Annotated in this window: 18 protein-coding genes; 8 read left to right on the top strand and 10 right to left on the bottom strand. The window is 41.4% G+C overall.

Features of this window, described 5'->3' with window-relative positions:
- Nucleotides 1-5 precede the first annotated feature (5 nt).
- The 6 genes from ACSSVW_RS03630 to ACSSVW_RS03605 form a co-directional block, all read right to left on the bottom strand.
- Nucleotides 6-839 (bottom strand): UDP-2,3-diacylglucosamine diphosphatase, encoded by an 834-nt coding sequence (locus tag ACSSVW_RS03630; protein ID WP_036968287.1) that lies wholly within the window; start codon nt 837-839, stop codon nt 6-8.
- A 144-nt stretch (nt 840-983) separates the two neighbouring features.
- Nucleotides 984-2,708 (bottom strand): proline--tRNA ligase, encoded by a 1,725-nt coding sequence (locus tag ACSSVW_RS03625; RefSeq protein ID WP_036968292.1) that lies wholly within the window; start codon nt 2,706-2,708, stop codon nt 984-986.
- 113 nt (nt 2,709-2,821) lie between these two features.
- A complete protein-coding gene (tsaA, locus tag ACSSVW_RS03620) occupies nt 2,822-3,526 on the bottom strand; it encodes a tRNA (N6-threonylcarbamoyladenosine(37)-N6)-methyltransferase TrmO (protein WP_421418282.1) in 705 nt (234 codons plus the stop codon).
- Nucleotides 3,527-3,624: 98 nt separating this feature from the next.
- Nucleotides 3,625-4,197, bottom strand: a complete 573-nt coding sequence (locus ACSSVW_RS03615; RefSeq protein ID WP_036968298.1) for an outer membrane beta-barrel protein — start codon at nt 4,195-4,197, stop codon at nt 3,625-3,627.
- 207 nt (nt 4,198-4,404) lie between these two features.
- Entirely contained in the window at nt 4,405-4,869 is a 465-nt protein-coding gene (locus ACSSVW_RS03610; protein WP_036968300.1) for an acyl-CoA thioesterase, read from the bottom strand.
- 367 nt (nt 4,870-5,236) lie between these two features.
- Nucleotides 5,237-6,883 (bottom strand): electron transfer flavoprotein-ubiquinone oxidoreductase, encoded by a 1,647-nt coding sequence (locus ACSSVW_RS03605; RefSeq protein WP_454178873.1) that lies wholly within the window; start codon nt 6,881-6,883, stop codon nt 5,237-5,239.
- 194 nt (nt 6,884-7,077) lie between these two features.
- Between ACSSVW_RS03605 and ACSSVW_RS03600 the strand changes: the two genes are divergently transcribed.
- Together ACSSVW_RS03600 and ACSSVW_RS03595 are read left to right on the top strand one after the other, a co-directional pair.
- Nucleotides 7,078-7,827, top strand: coding sequence for an electron transfer flavoprotein subunit beta/FixA family protein (locus ACSSVW_RS03600; protein WP_036968304.1), 750 nt, complete (start codon nt 7,078-7,080; stop codon nt 7,825-7,827).
- Complete coding sequence (locus ACSSVW_RS03595; protein ID WP_182396384.1) at nt 7,828-8,754, top strand: FAD-binding protein; 927 nt, start codon at nt 7,828-7,830, stop codon at nt 8,752-8,754.
- 316 nt (nt 8,755-9,070) lie between these two features.
- Here the strand turns inward: ACSSVW_RS03595 and ACSSVW_RS03590 are convergent, their stop codons facing one another.
- Together ACSSVW_RS03590 and asnS are read right to left on the bottom strand one after the other, a co-directional pair.
- Nucleotides 9,071-10,000 carry a PstS family phosphate ABC transporter substrate-binding protein gene (locus tag ACSSVW_RS03590; protein WP_074989598.1) on the bottom strand — a complete coding sequence of 310 codons (930 nt, stop codon included), beginning with the start codon at nt 9,998-10,000 and terminating at the stop codon, nt 9,071-9,073.
- A gap of 160 nt (nt 10,001-10,160) precedes the next feature.
- A complete protein-coding gene (asnS, locus tag ACSSVW_RS03585; protein ID WP_180310841.1) occupies nt 10,161-11,558 on the bottom strand; it encodes an asparagine--tRNA ligase in 1,398 nt (465 codons plus the stop codon).
- A gap of 272 nt (nt 11,559-11,830) precedes the next feature.
- On the opposite strand from asnS, the gene ACSSVW_RS03580 reads away from it, so the two are divergent.
- Nucleotides 11,831-12,265, top strand: coding sequence for an ATP-binding protein (locus ACSSVW_RS03580; RefSeq protein ID WP_036968312.1), 435 nt, complete (start codon nt 11,831-11,833; stop codon nt 12,263-12,265).
- 28 nt (nt 12,266-12,293) lie between these two features.
- On the opposite strand, the gene bioA is transcribed toward ACSSVW_RS03580, so the two are convergent.
- A complete protein-coding gene (gene bioA, locus ACSSVW_RS03575; protein WP_196857767.1) occupies nt 12,294-13,586 on the bottom strand; it encodes an adenosylmethionine--8-amino-7-oxononanoate transaminase in 1,293 nt (430 codons plus the stop codon).
- A gap of 97 nt (nt 13,587-13,683) precedes the next feature.
- Between bioA and bioB the strand changes: the two genes are divergently transcribed.
- The 5 genes from bioB (at nt 13,684) to htpX (ending at nt 18,372) form a co-directional block, all read left to right on the top strand.
- Nucleotides 13,684-14,724, top strand: a complete 1,041-nt coding sequence (gene bioB, locus ACSSVW_RS03570; RefSeq protein ID WP_036968319.1) for a biotin synthase BioB — start codon at nt 13,684-13,686, stop codon at nt 14,722-14,724.
- Nucleotides 14,725-14,731: 7 nt separating this feature from the next.
- Nucleotides 14,732-15,865, top strand: a complete 1,134-nt coding sequence (locus ACSSVW_RS03565; RefSeq protein WP_454178872.1) for an aminotransferase class I/II-fold pyridoxal phosphate-dependent enzyme — start codon at nt 14,732-14,734, stop codon at nt 15,863-15,865.
- Entirely contained in the window at nt 15,862-16,656 is a 795-nt protein-coding gene (locus tag ACSSVW_RS03560) for a methyltransferase domain-containing protein (RefSeq protein WP_454178871.1), read from the top strand. The genes ACSSVW_RS03565 and ACSSVW_RS03560 overlap by 4 nt, the downstream gene beginning before the upstream one ends.
- Complete coding sequence (gene bioD / locus ACSSVW_RS03555; protein ID WP_065979947.1) at nt 16,653-17,336, top strand: dethiobiotin synthase; 684 nt, start codon at nt 16,653-16,655, stop codon at nt 17,334-17,336. Before ACSSVW_RS03560 ends, bioD begins: the two co-directional genes overlap by 4 nt.
- A gap of 175 nt (nt 17,337-17,511) precedes the next feature.
- Complete coding sequence (gene htpX, locus ACSSVW_RS03550) at nt 17,512-18,372, top strand: protease HtpX (protein ID WP_036968332.1); 861 nt, start codon at nt 17,512-17,514, stop codon at nt 18,370-18,372.
- A 66-nt stretch (nt 18,373-18,438) separates the two neighbouring features.
- Here htpX and ACSSVW_RS03545 read toward each other — a convergent pair whose 3' ends face one another.
- Nucleotides 18,439-18,645 (bottom strand): hypothetical protein, encoded by a 207-nt coding sequence (locus tag ACSSVW_RS03545; protein WP_036968335.1) that lies wholly within the window; start codon nt 18,643-18,645, stop codon nt 18,439-18,441.
- Between the last annotated feature and the right edge of the window lie 75 nt (nt 18,646-18,720).

Below are 18,720 nucleotides of genomic sequence, written 5' to 3'. Positions count from 1 at the left end.
ACAGCTTATGCCGCATCTTGGCTTTTGTCGAAGGCGGGGGTTGGATTTAGTTTGCTGATATCTGCAGAGTGAATGACTTTTTGTGTTTCGCTCCAATGTAGCAACTCAATTTTTCCGCAACTGTTTTCAACAAGCGCTGTGCAGTTTTCTATCCAATCTCCGTCATTGCAATACACAATATCATCGACAATTTTCACCGCAGGGTGATGAATATGGCCACATATTATGCCATCAACGCCTTGTTTTTTTGCTTCATGAATTGCTGCATTTTCAAAGGCTTCAATTGCTGCACGCGCTTTGTGTACGCGTGCTTTGATCCACGAAGCAAGTGACCAGTAATTCCCTCCAAACAAACGTCTAATTCGGTTTGTCCAGCGGTTTAAAAAGAGTAAAAAATCGTATCCAGCATCACCCGCTATGCTAATTAGCTTGTTGTAACGGGTTGCTGAATCAAAGTCATCACCGTGCAAAAGTAAAAAACGTTTATTCGCCTTCGTGGTGTGTATATATTTTTTATGAACTTCTATACCAAATAATGACTCGTTGGCGTAATGACGAAAAGTTTCATCATGGTTTCCTGGTATGTAAATAACACGCGTGCCGTCTTTGGCTTTTTTTTGAATAAGCGCAAGTACATCATAGTGACTTGGGTGCCAGAAAAACTGCCGTTTCATTGACCATAAATCAACTATATCGCCAACAAGGTAAAGTACATCACATTCGATAGAATTTAAAAAGTTTAATAGATACTGAGCTTGGCAGTCTTTGTAACCTAAGTGAACGTCGGAAATCCAAACGGCAGGATAGTGAGTTTTATTACTGCTAGTTGTGTTATTCATGGCATTTACTCATGGTGTAATAAGCTAAATGCTAAGGATAGAAGGTGACATTAAAAAGACGGTTTAGCGAAACATCTATGACAAAGTGCTCATGATCAAAAAAACCGCCGAAGCGGTTTTTTTAACTGAGATAGCGTAAAAGGTTTAGCCTTTTACTAATGCCGCAATTTCAGCGATTGCAGTGTCTAAATCAAGCATGAGCTTTTCACCCGTACGACGGTTTTTAAGCTCAACTTTATTTTCATCTAGGTTTCGTTCACCAATAACCAGTGTGTAAGGCACACCGAGTAATTCCATGTCGTTGAACATAACACCTGGACGCTCTTTACGGTCATCAAATAACACATCGATACCTTGCGCTTTTAGACCGTCATATAAGTTGTTTGCAATATCAGGAATACGATGAGATTTATGCATGTTCATAGGAACGATGGCTAAATCAAACGGTGCAATAGGTTGTGGCCATTTAATACCGTATTCATCATTATTTTGTTCAATGGCTGCGGCAACGATACGCGATACACCAATACCATAACAACCCATTGTCATGATCTGGTTTTTACCTGACTCGCTTAATACACCTGCTTTCATTGCTTCAGAGTATTTAGTACCCAGTTGGAAGATATGACCAACCTCAATACCGCGCTTAATTTGTAACGTACCTTGGCCACATGGGCTAGGATCGCCTTCAACAATATTACGAATATCGGCAACTTCATAGTTTTCAACATCGCGGTCCCAATTAATGCCGCTAAAGTGCTCGCCATCTTTGTTTGCACCGGCAACAAAGTCAGCCATTACATTGGCAGTGCGGTCTACAATAATAGGCATGTTTAGACCAACAGGGCCTAGTGAGCCTGGTTTCGCGCCAATCGCCGCAACGATGTCTTCTTCTTTAGCCATTTCAAGAGGTGAATCAACAAGCGGGTGTTTCTCTGCTTTTAGTTCATTTAATTCATGATCACCACGTACAATAAGAGCCACTAAACCACGTTGTTCGTTTTCATCAGGTGCGCCATACACAATCAGTGTTTTAACGCCACGATGAGGTTTAACCCCGTAATGCTCTTTTAGCTCAGCAATTGTTTTTGCATCTGGCGTAGGGAATGCCTTAAGCTCTTTTGTCGCTGCTGGACGTGCATCTGTTGGTGCAAGCGCTTCAGCTTTTTCGATATTTGCTGCGTAATCACTTGCATCACTGAATGCAATGGCATCTTCACCAGATTCAGCCAGTACATGAAACTCATGCGATACGCTGCCACCAATAGAGCCTGTATCAGCAATAACTGGACGGTAATCAAGACCCAGACGCTCAAAGATATTGCAGTATGCTGTGTGCATTACTTGGTATGTTTTTTCTAAACACTCGTCACTTAAATGGAAAGAATACGCATCTTTCATGGTGAATTCGCGTGCACGCATCACACCAAAACGAGGACGCACTTCATCACGTACTTTTGTTTGTACTTGATAAAGAGTCAGTGGAAGTTGTTTATATGAGCTTACTTCTTTACGAACGAAATCAGTGATAACTTCTTCGTGCGTCGGACCAAGTGCGAATGGGCGATTGTGGCGGTCATTAATACGCAGTAATTCAGGACCAAATTGCTCCCAACGGCCCGATTCTTCCCATAAGTCAGCTGGCTGGATAATCGGCATTAGCATTTCGATTGCGCCGGCTTTATCCATTTCTTCACGTACAATGTTTTCTACTTTTTTCAGTACGCGTAAACCAGAGGGCAACCACGTGTATAAACCCGACGCAACGCGGCGGATCATGCCAGCTCGTAGCATTAATTGATGAGAAACAATCTCAGCATCAGACGGAGTTTCTTTAAGTGTTGCGAGTATATATTGACTGGTACGCATCTCTATTCCAAGTAGTGTTAAAATTATTATCGTTTACTCAAATCATTTGAGTAGTAACAAGGCGCTCAGTTTACCAGCGGAAGCGGTGACACTAAAGCGCTAAGTGTTAAAAACTAGCATTTTTCGATGCTGGTTACAGTATTATGGTCGCCAGTAACAAACCAACGAATATTAAAATCATATAATGTCATGCCGTAGCTTTGTGTTGATTCACGTTGCTTTTTGTAAGCAGGGCGTGGGTCTTGCTTTAACACATTGCTGATAAAGGCTTTTAATTCGGGATAATCGGTTTGTTTAGCGATAAAAGCAAGCGATTCTTCGCTAAATTCTACACTCATATCTGTTTCTGGGCGGGTGTCGGCAAAGCCAGCACTGGCCTCATTCATTGCATCTGAATAAGGTAAATAGGGTTTGATGTCTAAAATAGGCGTGCCATCAAGTAAATCAATACCCGATAACAATAAGCTCAACTGGCCATTTTTGTATTCAATGCCTTCAAGTTTTACGGCACTCATACCGATTGCGTTGGGTCTAAACGTGGCACGCGTTGCAAATACACCTTTACGCTCGTTACCCCCTAAGCGAGGAGGGCGTACCATAGCTGAATAGCCTTTGTCTGCTGTTTCATGAAATCTAAATAGCAGCCAAATATGACTAAACTCATCGAGGCCACGCACAAATTCTTCACGATTGAAATCAGCAGTAAAAACGAGTTTTGCTTTTGCTTCGGGTACTAAACGTGGTTGCCGTGGTATGGCAAACTTTTGTTTATAAGGAGAGTGGATATGCCCGACAGCCGTTAATTGATATTCGCTCATAATGCGTTGTAATTAGGAAAAACTGCCATCATTTTACATGCAAACACAAAAAAAGGCAGTCTGGGCTGCCTTTAAACATTTAAACTAAGTGGTCTAAATTAAAACATGTACTGAAAAGAGACCGATGCGACATCCATATCAGGGTCAATATCATCTTCAAGCTCATAACGCTCATACTCAAAACGTACTTGCATATTGGTAGTAAAAGCATACTCAATACCTGCGCCATAAAATACATCGCCGCCATCTGTATCTGCACTAATGCTGCCAAGATCACCTAAATCTTGTTCCACTTCGGCATCCCATTCAAGCCACCCGCCTTTAGCATACACTGAAAAGCTCTCAGTAATGGGGGCAGCAAGCCTCGCTGCGAGGGAAATACCATCAAGCTCTACTTTTGAATCAATGTCACTTGCTTCATCAAAGTTTTGATAGGCAAGCTCTAGGCTTAAGTACTTATTGAACTGTGTCCCTATGTAGCCTTTAAGCATTTGTGAATCATCATCGAAATCGGTGTCGTTTTCACTGTCTTCAAATTGGAAAGAGTATTGACCATAACCAATACCAGTATAAATACGAGGAGAATCCATTTCGGAAGTATCTGCATGGGCAGCATTATTAAAACCAAGTAGTGCTAAAGAAAGTGCAGAAATTGAAATTACTTTAATCATTTAATAGCTCCTTTAAAAAATAAATAAACGATGTATTCATATCGCTCGTAGGAACTATTGCACTGAATATGCCAATATATTTTATACGCTTAAAGTATTGGTTTTAACACTGTTTTAGGCTTTTTTTGCGCAGTATGATTAATCAGTGATCAGCTGTTCAGTTTCATATGCGCAACAATTTCAATCAGCTATGTAGAAGTTACTTAACTACGCTTTTTGCAGTAATGTTTCTGTTTCAATGGCAATCTCTTTCATTTTAATTGCGTAGTTTTCGATTTTCTTTTCTTCATCAGTTTCAGCTGTGTAGGTCGGTACCGCGATAGGGTAACCCGCTTCATCCATTGCTATGAAACTAATAACACAGTGATTTGTTTCGACTAAGTTTTGTGTTTTAGGGTCGCCGCAACGCACTTGAATAAAAATTTGCATACTTGTTTTACCGGTATGCGCAATACTCGCTTTAACTTCAACAATTTGTCCGACAAGAATAGGGCGCTGGAATTTAACGCCAGCAACAGACACGGTGACGCAGTAGTGACCGCTCCAACCCGCTGCACAGGCATAGCCTGCTTGGTCTATCCATTTCATTACAACACCTCCGTGTACTTTACCTCCAAAGTTCACATCAGTAGGCTCAGCTAAAAAACGAAAAGTTACACTTGATGACGGCATATATCACTCACTATAAATTTAAACACGACTAAGGGTTTGCTTACCTTTCAAGGTTAAATTTGCAGCAGTCTGTGTGCGATTCAGTCAAGGCAGCGGCTATGGCGTGTGGTTATCCCCATGAATAGCCGATAACGCAGCATCAAAACCAAACAGGCGCTCCCCTTTGAGTTATGCTTTGGGGCGCTTTACTCTTTGTTGCTCGGTTTTTACTTAGCTCACTAGGTTACAAACCACGCGCCGTGATTTAAGCGTCCCAAGTTTGAACAAATCTTAATCTGCAAAGGTAAACAGATCTTAAGCATAGACTAAAAAAGGGGCCGAAGCCCCTGCAATTTAGGATAAATAGTAATTAAATGAGTAACGTGCGTTACATATTAGGGTAGTTTGGTCCACCCGCACCTTCAGGCGTGACCCAGCAAATGTTTTGACTTGGATCCTTAATATCGCAGGTTTTACAATGCACGCAGTTTTGTGAATTGATCACAAACTCTTTTTGGCCTTCGATTTCTTGAACTTCATAAACCCCTGCAGGACAATAACGTTGTGCTGGTTCGTCAAACTTCACTAAATTTACGTTAATTGGAATGCTGTTGTCTTTGAGCTTTAAGTGACAAGGCTGAGATTCTTCATGGTTCGTATTTGATAAAAACACCGACGATAATTTATCAAAGCTCAGTTTGCCATCGGGTTTGGGATAACTAATCTTTTCGGCTCTGCTTGCATCAACAAGTGTTGCATAGTCAGGTGTATTGTCTTCAAACTTGAAGGGAAGTTTCCCTGCAAAGATATTTTGGTCAAGTGTGTTGTATGCGCCACCCAAAAATTTACCTAACTTGTGCATAACAGGGCCAAAGTTGCGTGATTGATACAGCTCTTTATAGGCCCAGCTTTGCTCAAATGCGGTTGCATATTCAGCTAAATCGCTATTTTCTTTGCCTTGAGCAAGCGCCTCAACAATCACATCGGCAGCGATCATGCCTGATTTCATAGCCGTGTGATTACCTTTAATTTTAGCAAAATTCAGTGTGCCGGCATCACACCCGACAATTAAGCCACCAGGAAAATGCATTTTTGGTAAAGAGTGCAGGCCGCCTTTTGCTATCGCACGAGCGCCATACGCAATACGTTCACCGCCTTCTAATACGTCTTTAAAGATTGGGTGATGTTTCATGCGTTGAAATTCATCAAACGGACTCAGGTGCGGGTTTGAGTAATTAAGGTCGACAATTAAACCAACCACAACTTGGTTGTTCTCGCTGTGATACATAAACGCACCACCGCTTGTATCACCCGTTAGTGGCCAACCAGTACCATGAACCACAGTACCTTGTTTATGTTTGCTTTCGTCAACGTGCCAAATTTCTTTAAAGCCTAAGCCGTAGTGCTGTGGTGATGCATCTTTATCAAGGGCAAAATGATTAATAAGCTCTTTGCCTAAATGACCACGGCAACCTTCAGCAAATACTGTGTATTTTGCTCTTAATTCCATGCCCGGCATATAGCCGTCTTTTTCATTACCGTCTTTATCAAGACCCATATCGCCGGTAATAATCCCTTTCACGGTGTCATCTTCGATAATTAACGAGTGCGCACTAAATCCGGGGAAAATTTCTACCCCTAGATTTTCTGCTTGTTCAGCTAAAAATCGACATACATTGCCCATCGAAACAATATAGTTGCCATCATTGTGGAACGTTTTCGGGCTCGCAAAGTGGGGGATGCTGGTGGCTTTTTCACTGTTATTAAACCAATAAATGTCATCCTGAGTCACTTTTGTTGAAACAGGCGCTCCTAATGATTGCCAATCTGGGAGTAGCTCATCAAGTGCGCGTGTCTCGAATACTGCACCCGATAAAATATGCGCGCCCACCTCAGAGCCTTTCTCTACCACACAGATCATTAATTCTTGTTGTTTTTCTTGTGCTTGTTGTGCCAATCGAATAGCTGTTGATAAACCCGCTGGGCCTGCGCCTACGATAACAACATCAAATTCCATGGTTTCGCGTTCGACCATATAAACCTCTTATCAGTGACGGACCTGCATTAAAAGAACCGTATTTCATACTTGCAAATGAAACGTTACAGGCTGTGAATACTTTAAGGTTATTTTAGGTTGACGTTTACGTCAACAGGAAGTAGTCTGAAATCATAAAATAAATAAGTTGACGTAGACGTCAGCTTTAAGAGCACACAATTGATGGAGTCACGATGAAAATCCTCGTTCCAATTAAAAGAGTAATTGACTATAACGTCAAAGCACGCGTTAAAGCAGATAAATCGGATGTTGATTTAGCTAATGTAAAAATGGCGATGAACCCGTTTTGTGAAATTGCAATTGAAGAAGCTATTCGTTTGAAAGAAGCAGGCACGGCAACAGAAGTTGTGGCTGTAACTATTGGTAATAAATCATCTCAAGAGCAATTACGTACAGCATTAGCACTGGGTGCAGATAAAGCGATTCATATCGAAACTGAAGAAAAACTAGAGTCGCTTCACGTAGCGAAGCTATTAAGTAAGATTGTTGAGCAAGAGTCACCCGAGCTGGTTATTTTAGGCAAACAATCGATTGATTCAGACAATAATCAAACAGGTCAAATGCTTGCTGCTTTAACAGGACGTGGCCAAGGTACTTTTGCCTCTAAAGTTGATGTGCAATCAGGTACTGTGAATGTTACGCGTGAAGTAGATGGTGGTTTACAAACTGTCGCGCTTAAATTACCTGCCATTGTAACGACAGATTTACGCCTAAACGAGCCGCGTTATGCATCGTTGCCAAATATTATGAAAGCAAAGCGCAAACCGTTAGAGGTCATTGCTGCAGATAGCTTAGGTGTTGACCTTGCTCCGCGCATTCAGCTTGTTGAAGTTAATGAACCTGAAAAACGTTCAGCCGGTATTATCGTTGAAGATGTGGCGACGTTGGTTGAAAAGTTAAAAACAGAAGCGAAGGTGATCTAAATGAAAACATTAGTGATAGCTGAACACGACAACGGTGTTCTAAAGCCTGAAACACATAAAACAATGACCGCTGCTGTTAAATTAGGTTTTGACGTTGATTTATTATTAGCTGGTGAAAATCTAGCGGCTATGAGCGAAAAGGCAGCGTCGATCGCCGGTGTTAGCAATGTACTCGTTGCTGACGATACCGCTTACGCTCACCAATTAGCTGAGAATGTGGCTGATCTTGTTTTATCTCTTAGTGACAATTATTCACACATTGTGGCAAGTGCTACGACAACGGGCAAAAACTTTATGCCACGTGTTGCGGCCTTATTAGATGTTGCGCAAATCTCAGAAATTATTGATGTGATTGATGCTGACACGTTCAAGCGTCCAATTTATGCGGGTAATGCAATTGCAACCGTTAAATCACTCGATACTAAAAAAGTAATCACTGTACGTGCAAGCAGCTTTGATGTGGCCGCTGAACAAGCCCCTGTTTCTGTCTCAGCGATTGATAGTAAAGGGTCTGTAGGCTTAAGCGAGTTTGTATCACAAGAACAAACTGAATCAGAGCGTCCTGAGCTCACGGCAGCACCGGTGGTTATTTCGGGTGGCCGAGGTATGCAAAATGGTGAAAATTTCGCGTTATTAAACGGTATCGCTGACAAACTAGGTGCGGCAATTGGCGCGTCTCGTGCTGCAGTTGACGCGGGCTTTGTGCCAAATGATATGCAAGTAGGTCAAACGGGTAAAATTGTTGCCCCTGATTTATACATTGCAGTAGGTATCAGTGGGGCCATTCAGCATTTGGCGGGTATGAAAGACTCAAAAGTCATTGTTGCAATAAATAAAGACCCTGACGCACCTATTTTCCAAGTGGCTGATTATGGTTTAGTTGCTGACTTATTTGATGTATTACCAGAGCTTGAGAACGCACTGTAATACATAACGATTCTGGTTGTTAAAAGCTGTTCACCTTCTAGGTGCGCAGCTTTTTTTATACTCGTTTCTATCTGAATACGAGTAAGGCGTTATTCATGAAACTAACGCGCGACTTTTCTTTATCGAAAATCGGCATGTAACATAAACTTGCTTTGGGACTCTATTTGCTCTGATTTTTTTTCCGGCTTTAACTGTCCCTTATTACGGTTTAGACGAACTTTTACTGAGCTCAATAGACTGTTTTATGCGCCTACAAGTTTATGCGCCTTCAAGTTGTTTTTTAGACATAAGAGGTCTTCTATTGGTTACACCTCTATTAATTCACTGCTAAATACCCTTGGTTGCTCATTTTGGCTTGCACTTGTGGAGACTTTAATAGCATTACTAGTTTTTCGCCAATCAGCTTAGAGCGGGGCGATTGGGTATTAACTATCAGAATTAACGGTCTTACAAATTCATAATCGCCATTTTCTATCGTTTCTTTGGAAGGTTTAACGTTATTAATTGATAACAGTGTTACTTTATTAATGCGTCTATCGTCTTCGAGTTTACTTATTGCACCGTAAGAGTCGTAGGCAATCGCGTTTGGAATCCGTTGAACAATGCCCAGCGCTTGGTTGAAATGGTCATATAGGCTCACTCGCTGGTTAGAAAACAAGCCTCTGTTGCCTGCATTTTTTAATCTTATGTAGTTTGTATCGGGGTCTTTAATGTAATCAAGTTCGAGAAACTCTAAAAACACATCAAAACTGCCGTGATGAGTCCCTTTACTAAAAAGTAGGATCTCATCATTTTTGTTACTTAATTTTGGTGTTTTTGATGACAGGCTAGACCACGTGTTTATTTTACCTTGGTAGATGTTTCTAAGCTCATTACTGGTCAGGTTGTCGATATTCAAAGAACTATTGATGAAAAAAGCAAGCGCATCTTGTGCAATCACAATTTGCTTTAAATAAGGCCACTTCTCTTGTTCAATCTTTGTCAGGTATCGTGAACTGCTGCCAACATCAATTACATTGTCGGCAATGGCTTTTATGCCTTTATCACTGCCCATGGGTCTAATTTGTATTGAGTTGCCAAAGCCATTGCGTAACTCGTCCTTAATTTCTACAAGCAGCTCTGTAACGGTCGTTGATCCTGCGATTAAAATCGGTTTCGCATTGACGGGTTCTTCAAGGGCAACCAAGCGGGGCGATAAGGTAAAAATAGCGGTGAGAGTTAATATCTTAAGAGAGTGTATGAGCATGTTTGATAATAGCTCCTTTATAAATCACTAACGTTGACTATAGAGTATAGATTGGCTTTTGTAATCATTATGCTGGTGATTTAATTGAGAAGGCTGCGTATTTACAGGTATAAAAAAACCAGCCAATTGGCTGGTTTTTAACACTAACATTTAAGCTTGCTTAGTAAGTCGCGCTGCCTTTAGTACGTGGGAATGCAATAACGTCACGTACGTTACCCATACCCGTTACATAAGCGACTAAACGCTCAAAGCCTAGGCCAAAACCAGAATGTGGTACTGTGCCGTATTTACGTAGGTCACGATACCAGCTGTAGTCTTCTTTATCTAAGCCCATTTCTTCTAAGCGTTGGTCAAGTACGTCTAAACGTTCTTCACGCTGTGAACCACCAATGATTTCGCCGATACCAGGCGCAACAACATCCATTGCTGCTACTGTTTTGCCATCTTCGTTTTGACGCATGTAGAAGGCTTTAATATCGCGTGGGTAGTTTTTAATAACAACAGGCGCGTTAAAGTGTTCTTCTGCTAAGTAACGCTCGTGCTCAGATTGTAAATCTACACCCCACTCAACAGGGAATTCAAACTGTTTACCACAGGCTTTTAAAATTTCGATAGCGTCAGTGTAATCAACTTGTGCAAAGTCTTTGGTTACAAACTCTTCTAAACGTGAAATGGCCGTTTTCTCAACACGTTGTGCGAAAAACTCCATGTCGTCACGGCGCTCAGTTAATACGGCATTAAAGACATACTTAAGCATATTTTCAGCAAGTTTTGCGATGTCTTCTAAATCAGCAAACGCAACTTCAGGTTCTACCATCCAAAATTCGGCTAAGTGACGCGATGTGTTTGAGTTCTCAGCACGGAAAGTAGGGCCAAAGGTATAGATTTTAGACATAGCAGACGCATACGTCTCACCGTTCAACTGACCAGATACAGTTAAGAATGCTTCTTTACCAAAGAAGTCTTCACTGTAATCGATATCGCCTTTATCTGTGCGTGGTAGATTTTGCATATCAAGTGTTGATACACGGAACATTTCACCGGCACCTTCACAGTCACTTGCTGTAATGATAGGCGTACTGATCCAGTAAAAACCTTGCTCATGATAAAAACGGTGAATAGCTTGTGCTAAACAGTTACGAACACGTGTTACTGCACCTATAATGTTAGTGCGTGGGCGTAGGTGCGCATGCTCGCGAAGGTATTCAATACTATGACGTTTAGCTGACATAGGGTAGGTGTCTGGGTTTTCTACCCAGCCTAGTACTTCAACCGTGTTTGCTTGAATTTCAAACGACTGACCTTGGCCAGCAGATTGCACAAGCACACCTGTTACAGAAACAGAACAACCCGCCGTTAAACGTGTAACTTCATCATAATTATTAAGTGAATTAGGTACTACCGCTTGAATAGGATCAAAACACGAACCGTCATGAACGGCTAAAAATGAAATTCCTGCTTTTGAATCGCGGCGTGTACGGATCCAGCCTTTTACTGTTACTTGGCTGTCTACCGCAACCTTGCCTTTTAATAGCTCTGAAATCGCTAAATGGCTCATCTTCACTCCAATGATATAAGTTGCCTAATATTATAATGCTGTGCATTGCACTTGAATCGACTATCTTACCTTCGTAAATCAAATAAAAAAACTATTCCGGCACACTCTTTAGCAGTTTTTCTTCAATTGGATAAAATAGCATCAATATTTTGCGTTAAAATGACGATTATTTAAATTCTCGCTGCGCTAATTGGTTATTTTGTGGCATTATTATCAATCCTAAACAAGAAATCGTTTCTTATTGTTTTTAACTTATTTGTATTACAGGTGCTATGAAACAAGTTTTTATTCTTCGCGGCTTACCCGGCTCAGGTAAATCATATTATGCGCAAAGCCTTGCCGATGAATTGGTGGCTGGTAATGAAAGTGATTATGTTGTGTGCGCAACCGATGATTATTTTTATAACAGCGAAGGTGTCTATCAATTCGATAAATTTAAGCTCCCTGAATATCATAATTTAAACTTAGCGCGATTTATTAATGCCTTAGCTGAAGAAATCCCTTTGGTGATTGTAGATAACACCAATATAAAAAAATGGGAATTTATTGCCTATGCCCAAGCTGCTACGGCGTTAGGTTATCAGGTTAAAGAAGTGATTGTAGGTGAAATCAAAGACAAGTCACTTCAGCATTTATATGCTAAACGCTGTGAGCACAAAGTGCCGCTAAGAATGATAAGCAAAATGGCTTATATGTTTGAATGGTAAAAGGAAGCATATGCTTCCTTTTTTGTGTCTAGAACATATTTTGGCTAATGGCGTCATCAATCGCGCCACACAATTTTTCTAAGCAAGTTTCGCTGCTAATATACGGTGGCATTAAGTAAATAAGTTTTCCAAATGGGCGGATCCAAACCCCTTTTTCTACAAAAAACTGTTGTATTTTAGCCACATCAACACGGCGGTTTAGCTCTACCACACCAATTGCACCAAGTGTCCGTACATCCACCACATTGGCATGTTGCTTACATTTGCTTAGCTGCTCAGTAAGCACCTCATTAATATGCACAATTTGCTCTTGCCAAGGCTGCTCTAGTAATAAATCAATACTTGCACAGGCTGTTTCACAGGCCAGTGGATTCCCCATGAATGTGGGGCCATGCATAAGTACACCGGCTTCGCCTTCACTTATGCCAACGGCCACCTTTGATGTCGTTAATGTGGCTGATAACGTCATCATCCCTCCGGTGAGTGCTTTACCAATACACATGATATCGGGCTCAATGTCGGCATGTTCAACGGCAAAAAGTTTGCCAGTACGGCCAAACCCAGTGGCAATTTCATCACATATAAGCAGTACATTGTACTGATCGCAAAGTGCTCTTATATGGCGAAGATACTCAGGGTGGTAAAAGTTCATCCCCCCTGCGTTTTGTACTATAGGTTCAATTATAAAAGCGGCGACGTCTTGATGATGCTCTTTAAAGTAAACCTCGAGTGTTTCTGCTTCATGTATATCAAAGGTTTCATTAAAGCGGGAGACGGGGGCGGGTACAAACACATGCTCAGGGAGAAACCCAGAGTACATACTGTGCATAGAGTTAACCGGATCGCATACGCTCATTGCCGCGAAGGTATCACCATGATATCCCTTAAGCGGGGTCATTAATTTTTGTTTAGTTTTAATACCTTGGCTTAACCAATACTGCAATGCCATTTTGATAGCTACTTCGACACTTACAGAGCCGCTGTCTGCTAAAAACACTTTATCTAATGTTGATGGTGTGATCTCAACGAGCTTTTTGGCAAGTTCAACCGCAGGTTTATGGGTTAAACCACCAAACATAACATGGCTCATTTTACCTAACTGTTTGGTAATGGCTTCGTTTAGTACAGGATGACAATAACCGTGAATCGCACTCCACCACGATGCCATACCGTCAATGAGTGCTTCGCCTGTTTCTAAAAAAATGCGGTTCGCTTTTGCATGGCTTACAGGGTAAACGGGAAGCGGGGTGGTCATGGACGTATAAGGGTGCCAAATATGTTCACGATCAAAATCTAAATCAATTGTTTGTTTATTGTGCATATGTAAACTTTGCTCTGCTTGGTTTCGTTGACAATGTTACGTCAAGACGTAGACTAAGCCAATCAGACCGTCCTAATAAATTTAAAAAGAGAAGATTATGGAGCACGCAATTGTCCGTCACGATTGGACCCACCAACAAGTAAAAGCATTATTTGATATGCCATTTAACGATTTACTGTTTAAAGCGGCCAGTGTTCACCGCGAAAATTTCAATCCTAATGAAGTTCAAATTTCAACGCTACTTTCTATTAAAACGGGTGCATGCCCAGAAGACTGTAAATACTGCCCACAATCAGGACATTATAAAACAGATCTTGAGCGTGAGCGCCTTATGGAAGTAGAAAAAGTTGTTGAGCAAGCGCGTGCTGCAAAAGAAAAAGGGGCTACGCGTTTTTGTATGGGTGCTGCGTGGTCAGATCCTAAAGATCGTGACATGCCTTACATCGAAAAAATGGTGCAAGAAGTTAAAGAATTAGGCCTTGAAACATGTATGACTTTAGGCATGCTCGATAATCAAAAAGCGCACGCCCTAAAAGAAGCAGGACTTGATTATTACAATCATAACCTAGACACCTCACCAGAATATTACCAACAGATTATTACCACCCGTACTTATCAAGACCGCTTAAATACAATAGACAACGTGCGTGATGCAGGCATGAAAGTATGTTCTGGCGGTATTGTTGGCATGGGTGAACAAGCCGCAGACCGTTATGGTTTATTAATGCAACTCGCAAACTTAGATCAGCAACCAGAGAGTGTGCCTATCAATATGCTGGTAAAAGTAAAAGGCACGCCACTGGAAGATGTCGATGACCTCGATCATTTTGAATTTATTCGCACCATCGCTGTGGCACGTATTATGATGCCAAAAAGTTATGTACGTTTATCGGCAGGGCGTACTGCGATGAACGAGCAAATGCAATCGATGTGTTTCTTTGCGGGCGCTAATTCTATTTTCTATGGTGATAAGCTACTCACAACAGAAAACCCAGAAGCAGATGCCGATATGATGCTGATTAAAAAGCTGGGTATGAACCCTGAAAAACGTGAAGATTATTCAGATGAAGCCGTCGCGGCGTCACTTTCTTCAAAAGTGGCCGACAAAGCAACATCAGAACTATTTTACGAAGCTTAAACACGTTATGCCTTTTGAATTTATTGCACAGCATCTTCAAGCGCGTAAAGAAGATGCTTTACTTAGGCAGCGCCAACTGGTCGAAGAGTCAAACGGACGCTTTATTCGTATTGCAGGAAAACAGTACTTAAATTTTGCCAGCAATGATTATTTAGGCTTTGCTGATGAACTCGTTACAGTGAGTGAGCTGCCACTAGGCAGTCACAGTTCAGCATTAGTAAATGGCTATAATAAACCGCAACAGGCTCTTGAGCAGCGCCTATGTGAGTTACTCGGTTATGAAAGTGCCATGCTTTTCAACAGTGGCTTTAGTGCAAATAGCAGTGTGTTAAAAGCCTTGTTTCACGATAAAGCTGTGGCGCAATCTGCCGCAATTTTTCAAGATAAACTCAATCATGCTAGTTTGATTGATGGCGGTCTCCATTCTCAAGCGGCGATGGTGCGGTTTAATCATAATGATTTAAAGCACTTAGAGTCACGCTTACAAAAATCGAAAGCTAAACATAAACTCATTGTGAGTGAAGGCGTGTTTTCGATGGATGGTGATAAAGCACCTGTTGCACAGCTGTGCGAACTTGCACATAACTATAATGCCTGGCTAATGATTGATGACGCCCACGGGTTTGGTGTGTTAGGTAAGCACGGGCTTGGTAGCTGTGAAGTGCACAAACCCGATTTATTGATCATTACATTTGGTAAAGCCCTCGCTAGCAGTGGTGCATGCTTGCTGGCGAGTAAATCGGTTATTGATTACATGCTGCAATTTAACCGTGATTATATCTATTCAACAGCCATGTCGCCTGTGATGGCAAGTAGTACGCGTGTACAACTAGAAAAAATACTGGCCGCTGATAATAAACGTATGCAGCTTTTTAAGAATATTGCGTATTTTAAAACATTAGCAAAAGCGAAAAACTTAGCGCTTATGGATTCAGATACAGCAATACAACCATTGGTACTCGGCGATGCCGCACAAACGGTTGATGTGGCGAATAAGCTAAAACAGCGTGGAATTTGGTTAACAGCCATTCGTCCACCAACCGTACCTTTTAATACATCGCGATTAAGAGTCACGCTTAGCAGTGCCCATCAGCTCGATGATATAAACACGTTAGTAGATACGTTAGTGGAGTGCTTATGAGCCAATTAGCACACAGTACTGCTAACGGCGTTAAAGATCACAAGCTGTCCACAGCGAGTCAGTTTTCGAAAGCGGCTGCGCATTACAACAGCCATGCTAACGTTCAAAAGCAAGCAGCAGCGCATTTAATCAAACTGCTTGCGAATAAAAACCAACAGGGCGTTTGCCTCGATTTAGGTGCAGGACCGCTGGTTAATACAGCCCTATTGCAACAATATTTCGCAACGGTAGTGGCGATGGACTTAAGCCACGCCATGTTAAACACCGATAAAAGCCGTGAATATTTGAAGCTGTGTGCCGATATGGATAATTTGCCACTGCAAAAAAACAGTGTTGATTGCGTATTCAGTAATTTTGCCGTGCAATGGTCTGCAGATTTACCCTTACTTTTCAAACAGCTGTTTGCCGTGCTTAAAGACAATGGTCGGGTGTATTTAAGTTGTGTTATTGCAGGCTCATTACACGAAATTAAACAGGCTTTTTCCTGTTTAGATGACCAGTCTCGTATTAATCAATTTCACTCATCCGACAATGTCACACAGTATGCGAAGGCTGCTGGATTTAAGGTGAATTTTGCAGTAGATACCTGTTATACCGACGCTTATAAAAGCCCACTTGAGGCAATACGTTCAATCAAGGCCATTGGCGCTACGTCATTACACAGTAGTAAAAAGCGTCAGGGTCTTTTAACAAAGCAAGCATTGAATAACGTGTGCAAGGCATATCCTCTGGTTGATGGGCATGCTAGAGTGAGTTATCACGTCGTACTTTTAGAATTAGAAAAACAATGAAAGAATTTTTTATCACTGGCACGGACACCGATGCCGGTAAAACCCATGTCACCAGTTTATTATTAAAGCTGCTAGCACAACATAAACAACGAGCGGTTGGTTACAAACCCATTGCAGCAGGGGCTGAGATGGCTTTTGGTGAATTGGTAAATGAAGATGCGCTAACCTTAATGGAAAGCTCGTCTGTTGGCGCTAAGTACACAATTGTGAATCCGTTTACTTATGAGCCACCAATTGCTCCGCACATTGCCGCAGCGAAAGTTGGCGATAGACTCACCTTTGAGAAACTAGATAGCGCGTATGAGAATGTGAAAGCACTCAATACTGATTATATTCTGACAGAAGGGGCCGGTGGTTGGTGCTTACCCATTAACGAAACTGACTTGCTATCTGATTGGGTTAAACAGCAAAACCTCAATGTTATTTTGGTTGTTGGCATGAAACTGGGTTGTTTAAATCATGCTTTATTGACTGCCGCTCATTTTAAAGCGTCGGGCGTAAACTGTGTAGGGTGGATAGCAAATCATGTTGACCCCACCATGCAAGAACAAGAGGCTAATTTACAGACCCTTAAAAATACTTTACCGTTTCCGCTATTAGGTATTACCCCCTACACAGAAAAAACCCCTAAATTAAATATTTATAAAACCTTACTTGAAATTTTATCCATTCACCCATAATAATTGAGTTGTTACTTTTGACATACTCTGTCACAATTGGTTGCAATTAGTTCCTTGTAACCAATTGCTTTAAAACTAAACTAAAGGTAGTAACAAGCTCAGTTAATTTTATTAACTAACGGTTTTTAATCATGCCGTTAGTTAATACAATTGGTATGTTTATTCTGAGGTTTTTATGAAGCGTGTATTCTTGTTTCTACTGACTAACTTAGCGGTCATGCTAGTGTTAGGCATTGTGTTGTCTATTGTGATGAGTGTACTGGGTATTAGTCATCGCAGTTTAGGCGGCATTCTAGTCATTTCGACCGTATTTGGTTTTGGCGGCTCATTTATTTCGTTATTTATGTCGAAATGGATGGCTAAAAAGTCAACGGGCGCTCATGTTATTGAACAGCCTCGTTCAGAAACTGAGCAATGGCTTGTTTCAACTGTGGCTGCACAGGCTAAAAAAGCAGGCATTGCAATGCCTGAAGTGGCCATTTACGACAGCCCTGAAATGAACGCATTTGCAACTGGGCCTAGTAAAAACAACTCGTTAGTTGCTGTGAGTACAGGTTTATTACACAACATGAATCAAGACCAAGCGGAAGCTGTTTTGGCGCATGAAGTATCGCATATTGCTAATGGTGACATGGTCACACTTACGCTTATTCAAGGCGTGGTGAATACCTTTGTTATCTTTATGGCAAAAGTATTGGCAGGTATTGTTGATAACTTTATCAATAGCGATGAAGAAGAAGGTGGCAGTAGCTGGACTTACTTCTTGTTTGATATGATTTTCCAAATGTTATTTGGTGTATTAGCGAGTGTGATTGTGGCCTACTATAGCCGTAAACGTGAGTTTTCGGCGGATGCAGGCGCTGCAAAACTTGTTGGCGCAGATAAAATGCGCAGCGCACTTGAGCGTTTAAAGCAAAACCACCCATCGCAACTAGAAGGTTCAATGATGGCATTTGGTATTGCAAGCGGTAAAGGTGTCGCTGAGTTATTCTCATCTCACCCGCCACTTGATGAGCGTATTAACGCCTTACGTTAAATAGACTAATAACGTGAGTTGCTAATTAACACATTAAAAAGCCAGCTTATTGCTGGCTTTTTGTTTTTATTCACTCTGACTTTTTTCTCTTTCGAGTTGCTGTGGTAGTAATACTTCAACGATTTCTCTGGCTGGCAGTGTGTATCTTACACCGTCAAACATGACCGATGTGTGCTCATCAATACTCGTGATGCCTGTTAAGGTCCAGCCTTCGCCTCGTTCTTTGCAATAAACAGTGGTGGTTGGTTGAATTACTTTAAATTCTTCACTCATCGTACTAAACCTAATTGCTTGTAATTGCGCTTATAGTAAGACAATAATGCCTGCTCATAAAGTAAAAAGAAGAAA

Source organism: Pseudoalteromonas sp. MBR-15, assembly GCF_053628915.1.
Note: the sequence above shows the minus strand (reverse complement) of the source record. Positions and strands in the feature narration are given on the sequence as shown.

Excerpts from the sequence above, each read along its gene's own strand:
- ACSSVW_RS03630 (WP_036968287.1), bottom strand. The coding sequence starts at position 839 with ATGAATAACACAACTAGCAGTAATAAAACTCACTATCCTGCCGTTTGG.
- ACSSVW_RS03625 (WP_036968292.1), bottom strand. The coding sequence starts at position 2,708 with ATGCGTACCAGTCAATATATACTCGCAACACTTAAAGAAACTCCGTCT.
- tsaA (WP_421418282.1), bottom strand. The coding sequence starts at position 3,526 with ATGAGCGAATATCAATTAACGGCTGTCGGGCATATCCACTCTCCTTAT.
- ACSSVW_RS03615 (WP_036968298.1), bottom strand. The coding sequence starts at position 4,197 with ATGATTAAAGTAATTTCAATTTCTGCACTTTCTTTAGCACTACTTGGT.
- ACSSVW_RS03610 (WP_036968300.1), bottom strand. The coding sequence starts at position 4,869 with ATGCCGTCATCAAGTGTAACTTTTCGTTTTTTAGCTGAGCCTACTGAT.
- ACSSVW_RS03605 (WP_454178873.1), bottom strand. The coding sequence starts at position 6,883 with ATGGTCGAACGCGAAACCATGGAATTTGATGTTGTTATCGTAGGCGCA.
- ACSSVW_RS03600 (WP_036968304.1), top strand. The coding sequence starts at position 7,078 with ATGAAAATCCTCGTTCCAATTAAAAGAGTAATTGACTATAACGTCAAA.
- ACSSVW_RS03595 (WP_182396384.1), top strand. The coding sequence starts at position 7,828 with ATGAAAACATTAGTGATAGCTGAACACGACAACGGTGTTCTAAAGCCT.
- ACSSVW_RS03590 (WP_074989598.1), bottom strand. The coding sequence starts at position 10,000 with ATGCTCATACACTCTCTTAAGATATTAACTCTCACCGCTATTTTTACC.
- asnS (WP_180310841.1), bottom strand. The coding sequence starts at position 11,558 with ATGAGCCATTTAGCGATTTCAGAGCTATTAAAAGGCAAGGTTGCGGTA.
- ACSSVW_RS03580 (WP_036968312.1), top strand. The coding sequence starts at position 11,831 with ATGAAACAAGTTTTTATTCTTCGCGGCTTACCCGGCTCAGGTAAATCA.
- bioA (WP_196857767.1), bottom strand. The coding sequence starts at position 13,586 with ATGCACAATAAACAAACAATTGATTTAGATTTTGATCGTGAACATATT.
- bioB (WP_036968319.1), top strand. The coding sequence starts at position 13,684 with ATGGAGCACGCAATTGTCCGTCACGATTGGACCCACCAACAAGTAAAA.
- ACSSVW_RS03565 (WP_454178872.1), top strand. The coding sequence starts at position 14,732 with ATGCCTTTTGAATTTATTGCACAGCATCTTCAAGCGCGTAAAGAAGAT.
- ACSSVW_RS03560 (WP_454178871.1), top strand. The coding sequence starts at position 15,862 with ATGAGCCAATTAGCACACAGTACTGCTAACGGCGTTAAAGATCACAAG.
- bioD (WP_065979947.1), top strand. The coding sequence starts at position 16,653 with ATGAAAGAATTTTTTATCACTGGCACGGACACCGATGCCGGTAAAACC.
- htpX (WP_036968332.1), top strand. The coding sequence starts at position 17,512 with ATGAAGCGTGTATTCTTGTTTCTACTGACTAACTTAGCGGTCATGCTA.
- ACSSVW_RS03545 (WP_036968335.1), bottom strand. The coding sequence starts at position 18,645 with ATGAGTGAAGAATTTAAAGTAATTCAACCAACCACCACTGTTTATTGC.